Source organism: Armatimonadota bacterium (genome assembly GCA_018268395.1).
Classification (GTDB): Bacteria; Armatimonadota; Fimbriimonadia; order Fimbriimonadales; family Fimbriimonadaceae; genus JAEURO01.
The window spans coordinates 504,322-519,618 of the sequence record JAFDWQ010000003.1 but is presented as its reverse complement, the minus strand read 5'-3'; the positions used below and the strand labels follow the sequence as shown (position 1 = coordinate 519,618).

Sequence of the window (15,297 nt, the reverse complement as noted above, 5' to 3'; positions counted from 1 at the left end):
GTTCACCTGTCTCCGGAACTGGAGTCGCCGCCCTTTTTACCCTTGCCATCGTCGATGACCTTTTTGAGGTCGCCTTGGGTGGACTTGGAGAGCTTTTCTTGTTCGTTCTTCCTCAGCTTGGCGGCATCGTCCGGGTTTCGGACGACGCGCGGGCTAAGGAAGACGAGCAATTCTGTTCTGTTCTTGCTCCGGTCGGTCGACCGGAAGATGTTGCCGAGGATCGGGATGTCGCCCAGCAGAGGGATCTTTTTGACCGTGGACGTCACCGTGTTGCGGATGATGCCGCCGAGGATGATCGTCTCGCCGTCCTTCACCGCGACCGTCGTCTCCGCCTGACGCTGGTTGACGATCGGTGCGTTGAAGCTCGTGAAGCCCTGAAGGTCGTTCGCGGTCTGGAGCACGTCCATGGTCACGTAGCCGTTGGCCGTGATCCTGGGGGTCACGGTCAGCACGATGCCGACGTCCTCGAAATCGTACGTGTATGTGATGTTGCCGTTCACGTCCGTCCGTTGGCTCGTCACGTAAGGGACGCGCTGGCTGATGTTGATCTCGGCTTCGACGTTGTTGCTGGTAAAGATCTTCGGCGTTGAGAGCACTTGGAACTTCGTGTCCGTCTTCAGCGCGTTGATGAAGCCTGTCAGGTTCCCGCCTGTCAGGGTGTACCTGAAGCCTTGGCCGTTCGCCGTCTGGAGCCCGAAGTTCCCTTCGGCCGTACCGCCCGTCCCCGGGTTCCCGAACGCCGGCGTCTGTGCGAACTTCCATTCGACGCCGAGTTTGTCTTCCGATCCGAGGGTCGCTTCGACGATGATCGTTTCGATCATGACCTGCTCGGGGATGCGGTCGAGCTGGGCGACGATGTTCCGGATCAGGTCGGCGTTGCCGGGGGTCGTGACGATGATCAGGCTGTTCGTGTTCTGATCGGGGATGACCGTGACCTGATTCGTCAAGTCTTGGACCGGAACGACCCGTCCCTGGGCGTCACGTCCCACGGTCTGACCCGTGTTCTGGTTCGTCCGGTTCTGGTTGTTCTGGCCGCCTCCACCGAACTGACCGCCGAAAAACTGGGCCATCAGTTCACTGTTGACGTCGATGCTCGTCCGGAGTTGTCCGTCCTCGCCGACCTCCAGCGCCAACGTGTCTTCGTTGCCGACGTTCCCGCCCAATTGGTTGCCGTTTCCGAGCCGGTTACCGCCGTTGTTGTTGCGGTTGTTCCGGTTCTGCGTCCCGTTTTGAGTGCTCGTCCGGCCCGTGTTGTTCGACCGCCCGTTGGCGCCCGTCCGCGTGCCGAAGGCTTGTTGCATCAGTTGCGCGACCTGGTCGGCTCGCGCGTTGTCGAGCGGCAGGACGAACGTCGTGGACTGGATCTTGATCTCGGTATCAAGGTCTTTCAACACCTTGGTGACCAGTTCGTGGTTGCCTTCGGTGGTCGTGACGATGAGCGAGTTCGTCCTTGGTTCGGACACGACCGCCGAATTGTTCGAGTTCTGCCTGTTGCCGAACAGCCCGCCGAACGGGAATCCGGAGAACTGCCGGTCCACCGGGGTGTTGGAGGTCGAGCCGCCCTTACCTCGCGGAGCGTTGGCGACGAGAACGTTGTTGATGACAGGCTGAAGTTCGTCCGACGTCGCAAACTCGAGCCGGTAGACCTTGGGCTTCTGGGCTTCTTCGGCCGGCGTGTCGATCTCTTTGATCAGGTCTTCGACCTGCCTTTGGTTCTTGCTCGGCGCGTTCACGATCACGGTGTTGGAGTAGTCGTCCGAAGACGCCCGGATGGTTTGCTGCTGGCCGAAGCCGCCGAACGAGAACCCTCGGCCCTGCGTCCGTCCGCCCCGGTTCCCGAATGCGCCCCCTGGGGCCATCGTGAACTGGGGGCCGCCGCCGCCGGTGCCGGCGAAGACGTCGTTCACGACCCGCGCCACGGTCGAGGCGTTCGCGAAGTTGACGCGGTAGACCTTGAGGACGCTCTGATCCTGCCCTGCGCCCGCCAGCATCGACGGGTCGAACGACGCCCCTCCCGTCATGTCGCGCCCGCCCCGGTTGTTCTGAGGCTTCGCTTTGACGACGAGGACCTTGCCGTCCTTCTTGATCTCATAGTTCCGGAGACCAAGGGCGGTGTTCAAGATCGAGAACGCTTCGTTGAGCGGCACCGCGTTAGCCGTCGAGAGCGTCAACGGTTGCGTCAACGAAGGATCCTTGATGATCGTGATCCCGGACGCCTTGGAAAAGTACTGGATGACGGCGTCGACGCTCGCCCCCTTAAAGTCCAGCTTGACGGACTTTTTCGGCAGCTTCAAGCTGTCCCATGGCTTGGCGGAGTCCCCAGAGTCGAAGTCCTGCGCGAAGAGGACGGCGGGCTGAAGGGTCAGCAACGCCAAAAGGGCCAGTGTGCGTTTCATTCGTTGTCTCCTGGGAACACGATTTCTTGCGGGACTTGGCCGGCCGGCGCGGCTTCAGGCACGACGCTCAGGCCGTTCGGCATCGCGTTGCCTCCACCGTTCCCGATCGGGCCTCTGAAATTGCGCGGGACGTCCACGTTCATGGGCGCTACCGGTGTAGACGCTCGCCCACCCCCGCCGGTTCTGGCGATCGAGGCGGGGGCGTCGACGAGGCCAAGGGCTTTTTCGCCCGAAGGGCCCCGCATGACGACCGAATCTTCCGTAATGTCGACGACGTACGAGCTCTTCCAACGTTCGCCGCGCTTCAAGTACACGGCGTCTCCGGTCGCACGGTTCTCGATCAGGGCCATCATCACGCCGTCCGTTTCCACGGACCCCGTGTAGACCCAGCTTCCGTCGCCGCCCGTAAAGTCTCCTGGAAGCACGTTCGCCATCCCGTCGGCTCCTCCGAAGCGGCCCGACTTCGCCACGATGGGCCGGAAGGAGTTCTTGACCTGGTCTTTGACCGGAGAAAACGTGGCCGTCGTGTCCTCCTTCGTGAACACTTCCTCCTTAGCGGCGGTCGTGGACTTCTTTTTGGGCCGGGAGGACGTCGTCTTTGGCGCCTTGGACTGTTCCGGCTCGGTCATGACGTAGCCGGCGATGCCCAAGGCCGCCAGCGCGACCCATGTGAGCGGCCGGGCGAAAAACGGCTTAGTTTGTTTCACGTTCGTTGTTTCCTCCCTCGGTCTTCAGCGCGACGATCCCGATCGTCGCCGTAACTGTGTCCGTGGCTCCGTCCGCCCCAGACATTTGTACTCCGCTCACGGCCAGTTTCGTTCCTGTTGTTTCAATATCCCTAACAAACCCTACGACCTGCTGGAACGGGCCTTGTAGGACCACGAGGTACGGAAACCTCGTGACCCCTGAGACCGTTATCGGCTTCTGGGGCCGAAATCCCTGGATTTTTAAGGCCTTTCCGGCGACGGCCTTGTCGACGACCCCCATCACCGCCGCGCCCAGTTCGTCGACGGGAACGTCCCACAGGTTCGGGGCGATCTCGGTCTTGATCCGGGCCACTTCCTCTCGAAGGGACTTGGTCTCGGCTTCCGTTTTGATCTCTTCGGCCCGATGCCGCTTGGTCGTCTGAGCCGCGCTCGGCATGGGAGCCAGAAGGTGGAACGCCAAGAGGCCGACCGTCAGCACCATCGCCGCGATCCCGGCCGTCTGCCAAGGGTCACGAACGCCGCGCAACCGCCCCTCCTGCCGCCTTTTCGGGAAGCGGAAAATTGCCGACGACGTGCATCGAGACCGAGAAGTTGACGACCGGTGTCTTTTCGATCAGCGCATTGTTCGCGAATACGAGCTTAATGTCCCTCAACCGTGATTGCCTGCCCAGCGACGTCAAGTAGGCCGAGACGGCCTGCCCGTTGGTCGCCGTCCCTCTCACCGTGGCCCGTTTCCCACGTTCGACCGAGACGCCCGTCAGCCAAAGGCTAGGCGGCGAAAGGTTCGAGAGGACCGTCGTAACGTCGGACAGCGGCTGTTTCGGTGCGAACGCGACGTCCACCACGCCCTTCACCGACCGCAGTTCGGTCGCGCGGGACTGAGCGAGCGAATTGTCCGAACGGATCGTCTTGAGGCGCCCGGCCCACTTCTTGTCCGCCTTCTTCACCGTCTCCGCCTCGCTGCTCCGGATGTCGTACACCACGGCCCCGACCCCTAGGGCCGCGACCCACAGGAGGAGGGCCAGGTTCTTTCGCTTGTGCTCTTCCTTTTTGGCCTTGGCCAATTTGGCTTCGGGCAGTTCAAGGAAGAGCTCGAACGGCCCGTTGGACAGGGCCGCCAAAGGCTCATCGTCCCATTTCCGGCCGCCCGGATAGGGCACTCCCGGAGCGCACAAAACCTCGACGTCCGACATTTGGGCCGCTTCCAAGCTCTGGGCGACCTCGGAGGCGACCGCCGTCGCGGACTCTTGAGCGGGAACGGTACGGGACTGGACGACCGCGCCGCCTTGGACGAGGTCGATGGTCAATCCCTCCGGACCGTGTCCGACAACGGCGCAGTCGGAGAGTCCGGCAGAACGGGCGATCCTGGCCGACGACCAAGCGGCCGGAAGGACCGCCGCCGTCCCGATCCCCGCCTCCTTCAAGGCGGCCAGGGCCTCGGACAGCAGTTCGGTCTTGACGGCCGCGATCGTGGCCAGTCGCCCTTCCGTGTTCTTGTCCTCGGCGGGCGCCGCATCGAACGCCAGGTCCGACGGCGCGAGCGGGAACAGTTGGCCGACTTGAAGCCCCAGGATCGCGGACAAGGCCCCCTTGTCCACGTCGGGCAACCGCGTCGACCGTACGAACGAACTGCGCCGCGACAAGGCGAGGACGACCGTCCGGTTCGGCCCGAGTTCGGCCAGCACCTCGTGCGGCCTTCGTGCCGAAACGACCCGGCCCGTGGAGGGCGTGTAAAGGCGCACGGTGTCGCGCGCGTACTCGAGGACGGGATAAGTGACGCCGTCTCCGGGCCTCATGGCCGCACCTCGCTCAATACGGTGTCGTTGATCGAGTCGTTCGACCATGTCCAAACGGAAAGCATGTCTTTCTCTGGTGTCTCACTGATCTTTACGAGGGTCGGAGACGTCCCCTCCATCCTGACCACGGCTTCGACGCAGGTCACCGTCGAACCTGCCGTCGCCCGGACTCGGATCAGAAACGTGTCGGAACCGACCGAGAGGAGGTCGGCAGTCTGGCCCAACAACTGTGTGGTGACGCCAGGGATCTGCGCCAGTTCACTCAATTGCTGAAAGCCTGCGTCTTGGCGGGAAACGATCGAGGACGCGACGTCCTGGGTCATGCCAGGCAACGTCATGATGGCCTCCTCGGACGCCGTGTTCAGGTTCAGTTGGCCCTCGATCCGGGTCGATCCGTCCGTCCAGAACCTGTCCATGATGATCCCGGCAGCGTTCACGTCCACTCCGGGAGCACTGACAGCCTGATTGATCGAGGTGAACGTCCCAAGGCCGTTGCGCCGGGCGATGATCGCGGCAGCGGCCTGCTGGCCGATGCCGGCCTGGACAAGCTGCTGGACCTGGACTGTGTTGATGTTCTGCCGTTGCGTCCCAGAGCCGTCCGTGTTCGGGGCACCGCTTTCCACGGTGCACAGTTCGTACAGCGGCACCGTCACGATGCCCGTGTTCGTCGTGTTGTCCATCGAGAACACGGTCGAAGGGACCCAATCTTTGACCAGGAGCACGTCTTTGATGTCGTGGAGCCGGCCTTTGGCCGCCGAGTAGGGCTGCGGAAGGTTCTGATAGAACTCGTCCTTCGCCCCTTCGGTCCGGGCCGTCTCCCCCTCTTCCCGCCAGTCGAGGAGGGAATCGATCTGGGCCGTCGTCAGGTTCATGTTCTGCAGCTGCGCTTCCGATGCCCGGTTCAAGTTGACTAAGGACGCCGCGTCGATGATCTGGACGCGGAAGGCCACGTCGTTGACGACGTACTGCATGAGGCCCTCGTCCCCGAAGGTCGACCATGTACCGAGCCGGTCGACCGTCGACGTCGATGTGAGGTTGGCCAGTTCGGCCATGGCCGCTTGCACACCGGCCTCGGCCGCCATTCGGGCGCGCCGCGCTTCGAGCCTGTTCACGGTCGCCTTAAGGTTCACCCGTTCGCGGGATGCGGTCAGGGCCAGGATGGACGTTACGGCCACGATCACCATCAGCGCCATGACGAACGCGCTACCGCGCTTCCTTCTCACGGCGACACCGCCTGGGACGTCGCGTTCCGGAGTCTGACGACGAAGCTTCTGACCGTGTCAGGATCGTCGAGCAAGGTGTACGAGACTTTGACCCCTGTCGGCAGGGTCCGGGAGGTCGACGAGTCCCACGAGGCCGTCCAGTTACCTGTCTCGTCGAGGACTTCGAACGACACCGACGCGACCTGGTCGTCTAAGACCTGCTCATAGCCACCCTGTTCATGGTCGGAATCGGCCGGGGTCTGGGATCGGACGAACAGACCGGTTCGGGACCCGGCCTCGCCTTGCGCGGTCGTGCCGATACTGACTTCGGTCAGGCCTCCGACCGGCCCCCAGGTCTCGTTACGGCTTTCGAAATCGGTACTCGAGTCGTCCATCGCGCCGTAGTTCCACCTTTGACCCTCGATGGTGAACGTCAACCGGTCTGAGGCACCGTCGCCTTGACTGTCGGTGTCCGTTCTGAAAACGGTGACGGTGTCGGCGTCGTCAGGGCTCAGCAGGGCCCGTGACACAAGGGCCCGAATCCGGTCCTCGAAGTACGTCCGGAGTTCCGCTTCGACCCTGGGCCTTGCGTACGTCTGCTGGTGCTTGGCCGCCACCGAGAAGGCCATTGAAAGCGCCGAGGTGATCGCCGCTGCCAGGATGGACGACACCAGGAGTTCCAGTAGCGTCACGCCCCGACGTTTCACGGTGCCGCCCCCGTCGTCGTCGGCCGGTAGACGAGCGTGCCGAGCGACTGTGACATCGTCGAATCGGTGTCCTTCGTGACGGTCACGGTCACTGAATCCACGTCCGGGAGTTGCGTCGTATCGAGAGTCATCGTCCAGGAGTATCCGGAGACGCCAAGGTCCTCAAAGTTCCCCTCCGTCTGGTCGTACGTCCCTACGGCCATGACTTCGTCGATCTTGTCTTGGGCCAAAGCCTGCACTTTCTCGCGTTCAAGCGCCCGCGCCTCCGACTTCGACATGTATCCGAGCGTGCCGACGAGCCCGGCGACGGCGATCCCCGTCATCGCCACTGCGACGAGCACTTCGATCAGCGAGAAGCCATTCGACCGCTTCACCACGTCCCGACCTCCCATTTCGTCTCGTCGTTCGCGTTGTCGCTGACCGGCCCGCTCGTGACCGTCATCCGTCCGTCGGCCCTGCGTATCCTGACCGTGACCGAAGACGACCCTTCGTCCAGTTGGAACGCTCCGCCTTCGCTCGATCCGTCGGGGAAGAAGCGCGTCGACCATTCGGCGTCCGTCGAGGCCGTCGAGAACGACTCGAACCCGGATGCGGTCACGTCACCGCCCTCGCGCGTCTCCTTGATCGTCGCGTCGCCGTCCTCGCCTGCTTGAGTCAGGCTGAAAACTCCCGACTCTTCGCCCTTCAAAGTGACGGTCGTCCCCCTTGTGACCGCCTCTTCCCGGCCTTGCCGCACGATGTCGAACACCGACTGTCGGTAAACCTTGACCTGCCCGCCCCTCAGCGACGTGACCAGGTTCGGCACGATCAGGGCCGCCATCATGGCCAAGACCACGATGACGACGCTCAATTCGATCAGTGTGAACCCACGACGCATCAGGACGTGCGGCTAGCCCCCGCCGGAGTCGTCTTCTCCGCCGACGTCCATTCCGTCGCCTTCTCCACCCGGTGCACCGTCGGCACCATAGGACATGACGACAAAGTTATCGTTACCCGTGTTCTCGTAGTAGTACTCGTTGCCCCAGGGGTCGGGAGGAAGCGGTTTGTCCAAATACGGGCCGCGCCATCCGGGAACGTCGGCGGGTTGGCTCCGTAAGGCGGCCAGGCCTTCTTCGGACGTCGGGAAGCGGTCACAGTCCAACCTGAAATTGTTCAGGGCCGTGTGGAGGGACGAAATGTCGCTGGCGGCCTTCGAGCGCTTCGCGTCCGACGTCTTGTTCACGACCCGCGGCACGATCAGGGCCGCCAGGATCGCGAGGATCAAGATGACGACGAGCAGCTCGATGAGCGTAAACGCTTTCTTTCGCCGTTTCATGGTCTGATACGCCTCGCAAGGAGATTCTTTGTCATTTCATTTCACCAGTTCTTGAGCTTGATAGATCGGTAGGATGACGGAAAGCACGACGAATCCGACGAAGAACCCCATGGTCAGGACGATGACCGGCTCGACCATCGCTGTGAGCCGCTTCATCCCGTGTTCGACCTCGAAGTCCAAGCTCCCCGCGACACGGGACAGCATCTTGGGAAGGTCGCCCGTCTCTTCGCCGATCGCGACCATATGGGTCAGCACCGGAGGGAACGACCCCGCGTCCCGCATGGAGGCCGCGATCGAGCGGCCCTCTCGCACGTCGCCCGCCACTTGGTTGCTGGTGTCGCGGAACACCCTGTTCCCCGCCGACATCCCGGCGATCTGTAGCGCTTCTAGGATCGGCACGCCGCCGAAGACCAGCGTCCCAAGGACATGGGAGAACCGGGCGACGACGGCCTTGGTCCACACCTTGCCGACCAAGGGCAGCTTCAGCACGATCGTGTCCCTGGCCCTCGCCCCGGCTTCCGTCGCCGCCCACATCCTGTACCCCACGATCGCGGCGACGATTCCGACGACGATCGCGATCCAGTTCGTCGTGATGAAGTCGGTGACGCCGAGGAGGATCTTCGTGGTCACGGGCAAATCGTTGCCCAGGTCGCGGAACACGCCGGACAGCCGTGGCACGACGAAGGTCAGCAGGAAGATGACGACGAACGCGGCCGTCGCGCTGAGGATCGCCGGATAGATCAGCGCGTTCGTGATCTGGCTCCGGCGCGCGACTTCGGTCTCGAGAAAGTCCGCCAGACGCGTCGCGACGCTCGGTAGCTGGCCGCTCGCCTCGCCGGCACGCAACGTTTCGGTGTAGACGCTATTGAAGACTTTGGGGTGTTTGGCCAGAGCTTGGGACACGCTGAGGCCCGCTTTGACGTCGACCAAGGCCTGTTCGGCGACGTCCACCAGAACTTTGCTTTCCGACTGTTCGCCCACGACTTGGAGGACGCGGTCCAAGGGAAGCCCGGCCGCCGAGAGGTCGGCGAGCCGGCGCGTGAAGATGGCGATGTCGCTACGGGACACGCGCCCAGGCTTCGACGCCTGGACCATCTGTTTCACCCCGGCTTCCGGGCGGATGTCGACGACGAAGAGCCCGCCCGACAAGAGTTGGGCGACGGCCGACTCGCGGTCTGAAGCGTCGACGATGCCGTTGCGACGTCGTCCCGACGCCTCGACGGCCGTATAGGCGAACGACGTCACAGACCCTCCCTCTGGCAGACACGGAGGACTTCGTCCGGCGTGGAACGGCCGTTCAGGACGGCGACCCGGCCGTCCCCGAGGAGGGTCCGCATTTTCTGGACGCCCGTCGCGTGCTCCTTGATCACGCCCGCCGATGCGCGCTCGACGGTGAGGTGCCGGATGGTCTCGTCGACCATCAAGAGTTCGTACACGCCTTGGCGGCCTTTAAAGCCCGTCCCTTGGCACTTGTCGCAACCCTTGCCTTTGCGGAAGTCGCCGGTTTCGCCCTTGGAGACGCCGATCGCGGCCAACGCGTCCGCGTCAAAGGAGGTCGGCTCCGCGCAGAACGGACAGTTGCGCCGGACGAGCCGCTGGGCCACGACGCCGATGACCGAACTCGCAGCAAGGTACGGCTCGACGCCCATGTCGAGCAACCGTGTCAGTGCGCCGGGAGCGTCGTTCGTGTGCAGGGTGCTGAAGACGAGGTGGCCCGTCAAAGCGGCGTGGATCGCGATCTCGGCCGTCTCGTGGTCGCGGATTTCACCGACCATGATGACGTCCGGGTCTTGCCGTAAGAAGGAGCGCAGACCCGAGGCGAAGGAGAGGCCAATGTTAGGCCGGACTTGGACCTGTCCGATCCCAGGGACCTGGTATTCGACCGGGTCCTCGATCGTCAGGATGTTCTTGCTCGGGTCGTAGATCTCCTGTAGGGACGCGTACAGCGTCGTGGATTTGCCCGAACCCGTGGGCCCTGTCGCAAGGATGATGCCGTACGGGATCGAAATGAGCCGTCGGAACTTCTCCAGGACGTCCGGCTGCATACCCAACTCTTCCAGCCCGAGCATGGCCGTCCCCTTGTCGAGGATCCTCATGACCGCGCGTTCTCCGAACACCGTCGGCACGATCGAGACGCGAACGTCGACGGCCCGGCCGGCGATCGTCAGTTTGATGCGCCCGTCTTGGGGCAGCCGCCGCTCGGCGATGTTCATCTCGCCGAGGATCTTCAGTCGGGAGACGATCGCGGCGTGCATCCGCTTCGGCGGCCGAAGCATGTCGTGAAGCATGCCGTCGATGCGGTACCGGACCTTGACCTCGCGCTCGTACGGCTCGATGTGGATGTCGCTGGCATTGTCGCGCACGGCCTGTGCGAACAGGAGGTTGACCATCTGGACGACGGCCGTCTCACCGGCCATCTTTTGGAGGTCGGCCAGATCCGTCGAATCGTCGATCTCCGTCGACGGGCCCTCGTCGCCGGGAAGCTGGGAGAGGATGCCTTCGAGGAACCGCTCTTCGATGCGGTCACGGATGAGTTGCGGGTTGGCCTGGACGGCTTTGACCGGCCGTTCGATGAGGACGCCGAGGTCGGCGACGGCCTGCAACGACTGGAGCCCGCCGATCGCGACGACGAGCACGTCGCCTTCGAACGCGACGGGCAAGATCTGGTGTTTGAGGGCGAACTCGCCCGGGACGAGTTCGATCGCCTCCGGATCCGGTTTCTGTTCCGAGAGGTCGAAGACGGGCAACTTGCCGCCGGTTTCGGTAGCCGTACCGTTCGCCCCGTTCATTCCTTAAAGGTTCCCAAGCCCAGACAGGCGGTGACGTCCGCTGTCGGACATTGTTCAGTGCGCCGACCGAAAGTCACAAGGGAATGTACGGTCGCGACGGGGCGAGAGTGTCCGGAGTTTTGCAGACGCAGGACTTCTTCAGGGATCGGCTCTTCGATGAGACGTTTCGAACCTCGTCGACGTTTCCGACGACACGTGTCGGGCGTTCGTCCCGCCGACGATCACTTCAGAGACCGACGTGATACAGTGAACCTGACGCTGGACCGTCCGGCGTCCGGAGTGCGGACCGTGCCGAACGGTCGCAAGCGAAAGACTTGCCGTCCCGCACGATGTTCTCCGAGACCACGAAGAAAGCCGCGCTCGAGCGGAGCGGTGGGCGGTGCGAGTGCAAGCGCTCCGGCTGCTCCCTCCACTACATGACCCGTTGCCAGTCCAGGCTCAAAATGACGACGGCGACGTTCCATCACATCAAAGAGCACCCGCTGCACGGAGAGGACGACCTCTCGAACTGCGAAGTGCTCTGTCCCGATTGCGCCCATCAGGCCGACATGGAGGCGCTGACGCCGCCGGACATGGGAGCGTACGCCGGGTTCTGATCCCTGACGGCGGATCCGCCATAAAGCTCATACCTATGGCCGTGAGCCGGTCCAGGTGAGGGAGCCAAGGTGGGTCTGGCCCGTCCGGCGACGGCGGTTGGGCTCAAGACGGCGAACGGGCGCGACGTGACATCTCGCACGGATCTCTCCGCGCTCAGTCTATGCCGACTTGTCCCGGATCTTCGGTTCCGACGGGATCCTGTTTCTTGACTCCGGGCTGGGAACCGCCGGCCGTCAGAGCGAGCGCGACGCCACCGACGACAAGAACGGTCGCCACGGCGAGACGTACGGTCATCGACTCCTGAAGGAAGAGGACTCCGGCGAGTCCGGCCAGCACCGGGACGCTCAGTTGAACGATGGCCGCCCTTGGGCCCGACAGTCGGCGGAGGGCCGCGTACCACGCGACGTACCCAAGGCCCGACGTCACGGCTCCTGACGTTGCGGCCAAGGAAAGTCCGGAAGCCGTGCCGTGAAGGGACGCGCCGGGAACCGCGAGTAACGGTAAGGAAAGGAGCGCGGCCCGGACGAAATTTCCGGCCGTGGTCGCGACGGCGTCCGTCGACCGACGGCCTCTCAACGTGTAGACACCCCACGCCACGCCTGCGAGGACCATGAGAAACGCGGGACCGAGAGGCGGGGCGGTCAGGCCCGGAAACAAAAGCCAAACGAGGCCGCCCAAACCGACCGCGAGCCCGGCCCACTCCCGTGGCACGGGACGCTCGCTCCGGACCATTCCGACGCCCAACATCGTCGCTTGGACGGCGCCGAACAGCAAGAGGGCCCCGGTTCCCGCAGAGAGGCCGAGGTAGGCAAAGGAAAAAGCGGCGGCATAGATCCCCAGGAAGGCCGCCGAGGCCCAGTCGCCGTGCTTCCACGTGGCGCGGCCCGCGAACACGGTGAGGAGGACCGATCCGGCGACGAGCCGGACGACGGTGAACGTCGCCGGATCGATCGTGCCGCCCCTGAGCGCCGAACGGCACAGGAGCGAGTTCGCCGCGAAGGAGCACAGCGCGACGCCCGTCAGCAGGCCGACACGGGAACCCGGGGCCTCACGGCTCATGAGTGCCGGGTTTACCCGCCGCGGGACTCCTCTCAGTCGAAGATGTCGAACACCTCGCCGAAGAGGTTTTTCTTTCTTTTGCCGTCGCGACGTCCGGTCTTCCAACCGTCGTCGTCGTCGTCGTCCCGGCTCCGCCCGTAGCCGTCGTCTTCCCGGTCGATCAGTTTCTCCAGTTCTCCGTGATCGAGCCAGACACCCCGGCACGCCGGGCACGTGTCGATGTCGATCCCGGTCCGTTGGACGCGGCGGAGGGCCGTGCCGTCGACGGGGCACGTGCGGCTCCGCCCGGGACCGGGGGGCGCCCCGTGTCCTGGCACGTTCTGCGGCGGTGGAGGAGGCGTCCAGACCGGACGTAGCCGTTCGGCCAATCGTGGGACCGAACCGGCCGCCGTCCACGCCTCCATCCCGACTTTCCAGACCATCGTGTCCCGTGTCAGGACGGCGCTATCGGCCAGTTCCAAGAGCTGCTCTTCGCTCATCGGCCCCATCTGGCCGGACGACCCTAGGTAGTACCACTCGAACCGTTCATTCATGAAAGGCGGACTCCATCCGACCTTCCTACGATAAGAGTCCCCTAATGTGGTGCAGAGGGCCCAGGCATATGGGACGCGACCATCTCGATCCCGGCTTCGGTCACCACCCCGCACTGGCCCCCTTCCGGCGAATCGGCCAAGTCCACGACGGTGCCGTCGAACCGGAGCAGGGGATGGTAGAAGTGCGAGGCCTGTTCCGCGTCGCCCGTCACATAGTGGGCGATGAGCGCCCTGCGAAACCTCGTGTCGGACGCGTTCGGGCCGCTGCCGTGGATCAGGTTGCCGTGGAAGAACAAGACGTCGCCCGCCTCCATGACGGCCGAGACCGGTTCATAGCCTTCGGGGACAGGGATGGTCTGGCTCGTGAAGCTCCGTTCCGTATCGGCGGGGACGTGGCACAGCAAGGGGAGTCTGTGCGACCTCGGGACGACCTGCATGCACCCGTTGTCGTCGTCGCAGGCGTCCACCGCGAGCCACGCTGCGACGCACGTGCCAGGTTCGGCCCTCAGGTAGTGCTGGTCTTGGTGCAACGCCTGTCCTCGGGCTCCGGGCGGCTTGAAGTAGAACATCGTCTGAGCGGCGAAGGGCTCCTCGTCGAGGAACGTGGCTAAGGCCGTCTTGATCCTCTCATCGAGCAGGAAGTCGAGGCTGATCCGGTCTTTCCGGTGCGGATGGATGATCCTGGGGAACTGGGCGAGAGGGTCTTGGCCCGTCGGGTCGATCCTGTCGAAGTCTTCTTTCCGGTCGCTTGCGTTCCACTCCATGAAGTGGTCCCGGATCTGGTCGGTCTCCGCGACCGAGAAGAGCCCTTTGACGAGGACGTAACCTTCGTCGTCCCATTGCTTGCGTACGTCCACGGCGTCCATCGTCTTCCGAGTTCATTATTGCCGAGGTGTGGACTCCCAGGAGACACGAGGCCTTAAGGAAGTGCGGGACAAAGACCGGCGTTTCACGTCCAAGAGGCGGACGAGGAGCGATGAATTCCTGGAGCCGATGACCAGATTCGAACTGGTGACCTGTTCTTTATATCTACAATGGGGCGGGGCGGGGCAAGAAGGTCGTAGACCTGAGCGGGACGGACACGAACCTGATATACGACAATGACGGCGATTCCACCACCATGACCGACTTGGCCGGCCGACTGACCGAGATGGAGCGACCAAGCGGCGCGCCCCAGTACGACGACGACGACCGCCTCGTCACGATGACGGGCGGCTTCGGCACTCGCACCTTCGGCTACAACGGTCGCGTGCCAGGGTGGCGGTGGGCGACGGTTCGACGACGCTCGACTATCTCCGCGCGGGCACGTCGGTGCTCTCGCCCGTCCTCGCCGACGACAATGCCTCGTACACGCCTGGAGTCAGCGAGCGCCGCTCGTCGACGACCACCTATCTCCACGGCGGGCTGAAGTCTATAGGACGCACAGAGCGGTTCCGGCCAAACAGTGGCGGCATCGCGGAGTTACGACGCGTTCGGGGCGGTCGTCGGCAGTTCAGGCACGTGGAAGGGGGCCTCGGGCTTCGGCGGCTTCTTCGGCTACGGCGAGGAGGACACCGGACTCCAGCACGTGGGGCACCGCTACTACGACCCGAGCACGGGGCGGTTCCTCACACGGGATCCTGCGTACGACGGGCCGAACTGGTACGCCTACTGCCTCGGCGACCCGGTGAACTCGGCCGACCCGAGCGGGCTCTTGCCTATCGAAACGATTGCCGACATCGCGGGCATCGCCATGGATATCGGTGACATTGTCCAGGATCCTGGAAACGGATGGAAGTGGCTCGGGCTAGGTTGGAGCATTGCGGCGACCGTCATTCCATATGCTCCAGGGAGTTGGGTCGCCCGGGGCGCTAAACTAGTGAAGCACGGCACTGAGGCAGTCGACAGTGCTTCCGACGCCACGAGGGGAGGAGTGTATTTGTTGAGGAACTTGGAAACAGGCGAACATTATGTCGGTCGTACCAAGAACTTCCTTATGCGGTCTAAACATTGGGAGGAAGATCCGGTTCGTGGAGGCTGGAGTTTTGAGAAACTTCGGGAAACGGACGACTATGCAGAACAACGGTATTGGGATCAGTTCTTCCTAGAGGGCCGAGACGCCAACATAAAAGGACTTGGCGCACCTGGAAATGTGAACAAAATCAACGGTATACGAGGCGGCTCCACAAGGTATGCCGATTACCTAAAGTAGCTAGA

The 15,297-nt window shown here is 63.5% G+C and carries 16 protein-coding genes; 2 read left to right on the top strand and 14 right to left on the bottom strand.

The annotated features are described in order from the left end of the window. Positions 1 to 2: 2 nt before the first annotated feature. From JST30_07890 to tadA, 11 genes are read right to left on the bottom strand one after another with little or no spacing between them, the layout of a single operon-like run. Positions 3 to 2,396 carry a hypothetical protein gene (locus JST30_07890; GenBank protein ID MBS1714244.1) on the bottom strand — a complete coding sequence of 798 codons (2,394 nt, stop codon included), beginning with the start codon at positions 2,394 to 2,396 and terminating at the stop codon, positions 3 to 5. After that, positions 2,393 to 3,103: a hypothetical protein gene (locus JST30_07885; GenBank protein ID MBS1714243.1), complete on the bottom strand. Its 711-nt coding sequence runs from the start codon at positions 3,101 to 3,103 to the stop codon at positions 2,393 to 2,395. The genes JST30_07890 and JST30_07885 overlap by 4 nt, the downstream gene beginning before the upstream one ends. Beyond that, positions 3,090 to 3,629: a type 4a pilus biogenesis protein PilO gene (gene pilO / locus JST30_07880; GenBank protein MBS1714242.1), complete on the bottom strand. Its 540-nt coding sequence runs from the start codon at positions 3,627 to 3,629 to the stop codon at positions 3,090 to 3,092. The genes JST30_07885 and pilO overlap by 14 nt, the downstream gene beginning before the upstream one ends. Next, positions 3,613 to 4,899, bottom strand: coding sequence for a PilN domain-containing protein (locus tag JST30_07875; protein MBS1714241.1), 1,287 nt, complete (start codon positions 4,897 to 4,899; stop codon positions 3,613 to 3,615). The genes pilO and JST30_07875 overlap by 17 nt, the downstream gene beginning before the upstream one ends. Then, the gene (locus tag JST30_07870; GenBank protein MBS1714240.1) at positions 4,896 to 6,122 is read right to left on the bottom strand and encodes a general secretion pathway protein GspK; all 1,227 of its coding nucleotides are present in this window, start codon (positions 6,120 to 6,122) and stop codon (positions 4,896 to 4,898) included. Before JST30_07870 ends, JST30_07875 begins: the two co-directional genes overlap by 4 nt. Beyond that, positions 6,119 to 6,808 carry a hypothetical protein gene (locus JST30_07865; protein MBS1714239.1) on the bottom strand — a complete coding sequence of 230 codons (690 nt, stop codon included), beginning with the start codon at positions 6,806 to 6,808 and terminating at the stop codon, positions 6,119 to 6,121. The genes JST30_07870 and JST30_07865 overlap by 4 nt, the downstream gene beginning before the upstream one ends. After that, entirely contained in the window at positions 6,805 to 7,182 is a 378-nt protein-coding gene (locus JST30_07860; GenBank protein MBS1714238.1) for a type II secretion system protein, read from the bottom strand. The genes JST30_07865 and JST30_07860 overlap by 4 nt, the downstream gene beginning before the upstream one ends. Continuing rightward, positions 7,179 to 7,658: a GspH/FimT family pseudopilin gene (locus tag JST30_07855; protein ID MBS1714237.1), complete on the bottom strand. Its 480-nt coding sequence runs from the start codon at positions 7,656 to 7,658 to the stop codon at positions 7,179 to 7,181. Before JST30_07855 ends, JST30_07860 begins: the two co-directional genes overlap by 4 nt. Positions 7,659 to 7,697: 39 nt before the next feature. Continuing rightward, entirely contained in the window at positions 7,698 to 8,123 is a 426-nt protein-coding gene (gene gspG / locus JST30_07850) for a type II secretion system major pseudopilin GspG (GenBank protein MBS1714236.1), read from the bottom strand. A 36-nt stretch (positions 8,124 to 8,159) separates the two neighbouring features. Then, positions 8,160 to 9,368 (bottom strand): type II secretion system F family protein, encoded by a 1,209-nt coding sequence (locus JST30_07845; GenBank protein ID MBS1714235.1) that lies wholly within the window; start codon positions 9,366 to 9,368, stop codon positions 8,160 to 8,162. After that, positions 9,365 to 10,912, bottom strand: coding sequence for a Flp pilus assembly complex ATPase component TadA (tadA, locus tag JST30_07840; GenBank protein MBS1714234.1), 1,548 nt, complete (start codon positions 10,910 to 10,912; stop codon positions 9,365 to 9,367). The genes JST30_07845 and tadA overlap by 4 nt, the downstream gene beginning before the upstream one ends. A gap of 314 nt (positions 10,913 to 11,226) precedes the next feature. Between tadA and JST30_07835 the strand changes: the two genes are divergently transcribed. Further along, the gene (locus tag JST30_07835) at positions 11,227 to 11,508 is read left to right on the top strand and encodes an HNH endonuclease (protein ID MBS1714233.1); all 282 of its coding nucleotides are present in this window, start codon (positions 11,227 to 11,229) and stop codon (positions 11,506 to 11,508) included. Between the two features lie 154 nt (positions 11,509 to 11,662). Here the strand turns inward: JST30_07835 and JST30_07830 are convergent, their stop codons facing one another. The 3 genes from JST30_07830 to JST30_07820 are packed head-to-tail and all read right to left on the bottom strand — an operon-like array spanning position 11,663 to position 13,967. Further along, positions 11,663 to 12,568 carry a DMT family transporter gene (locus tag JST30_07830; GenBank protein MBS1714232.1) on the bottom strand — a complete coding sequence of 302 codons (906 nt, stop codon included), beginning with the start codon at positions 12,566 to 12,568 and terminating at the stop codon, positions 11,663 to 11,665. A gap of 32 nt (positions 12,569 to 12,600) precedes the next feature. Beyond that, positions 12,601 to 13,101: a DUF4339 domain-containing protein gene (locus tag JST30_07825; protein ID MBS1714231.1), complete on the bottom strand. Its 501-nt coding sequence runs from the start codon at positions 13,099 to 13,101 to the stop codon at positions 12,601 to 12,603. 41 nt (positions 13,102 to 13,142) lie between these two features. After that, on the bottom strand, positions 13,143 to 13,967 hold the full coding sequence (locus tag JST30_07820) for a phytanoyl-CoA dioxygenase family protein (protein MBS1714230.1): 825 nt from the start codon (positions 13,965 to 13,967) through the stop codon (positions 13,143 to 13,145). 578 nt (positions 13,968 to 14,545) lie between these two features. Between JST30_07820 and JST30_07815 the strand changes: the two genes are divergently transcribed. Next, positions 14,546 to 15,292: a hypothetical protein gene (locus JST30_07815; protein ID MBS1714229.1), complete on the top strand. Its 747-nt coding sequence runs from the start codon at positions 14,546 to 14,548 to the stop codon at positions 15,290 to 15,292. The last annotated feature ends 5 nt before the right edge of the window (positions 15,293 to 15,297 follow it).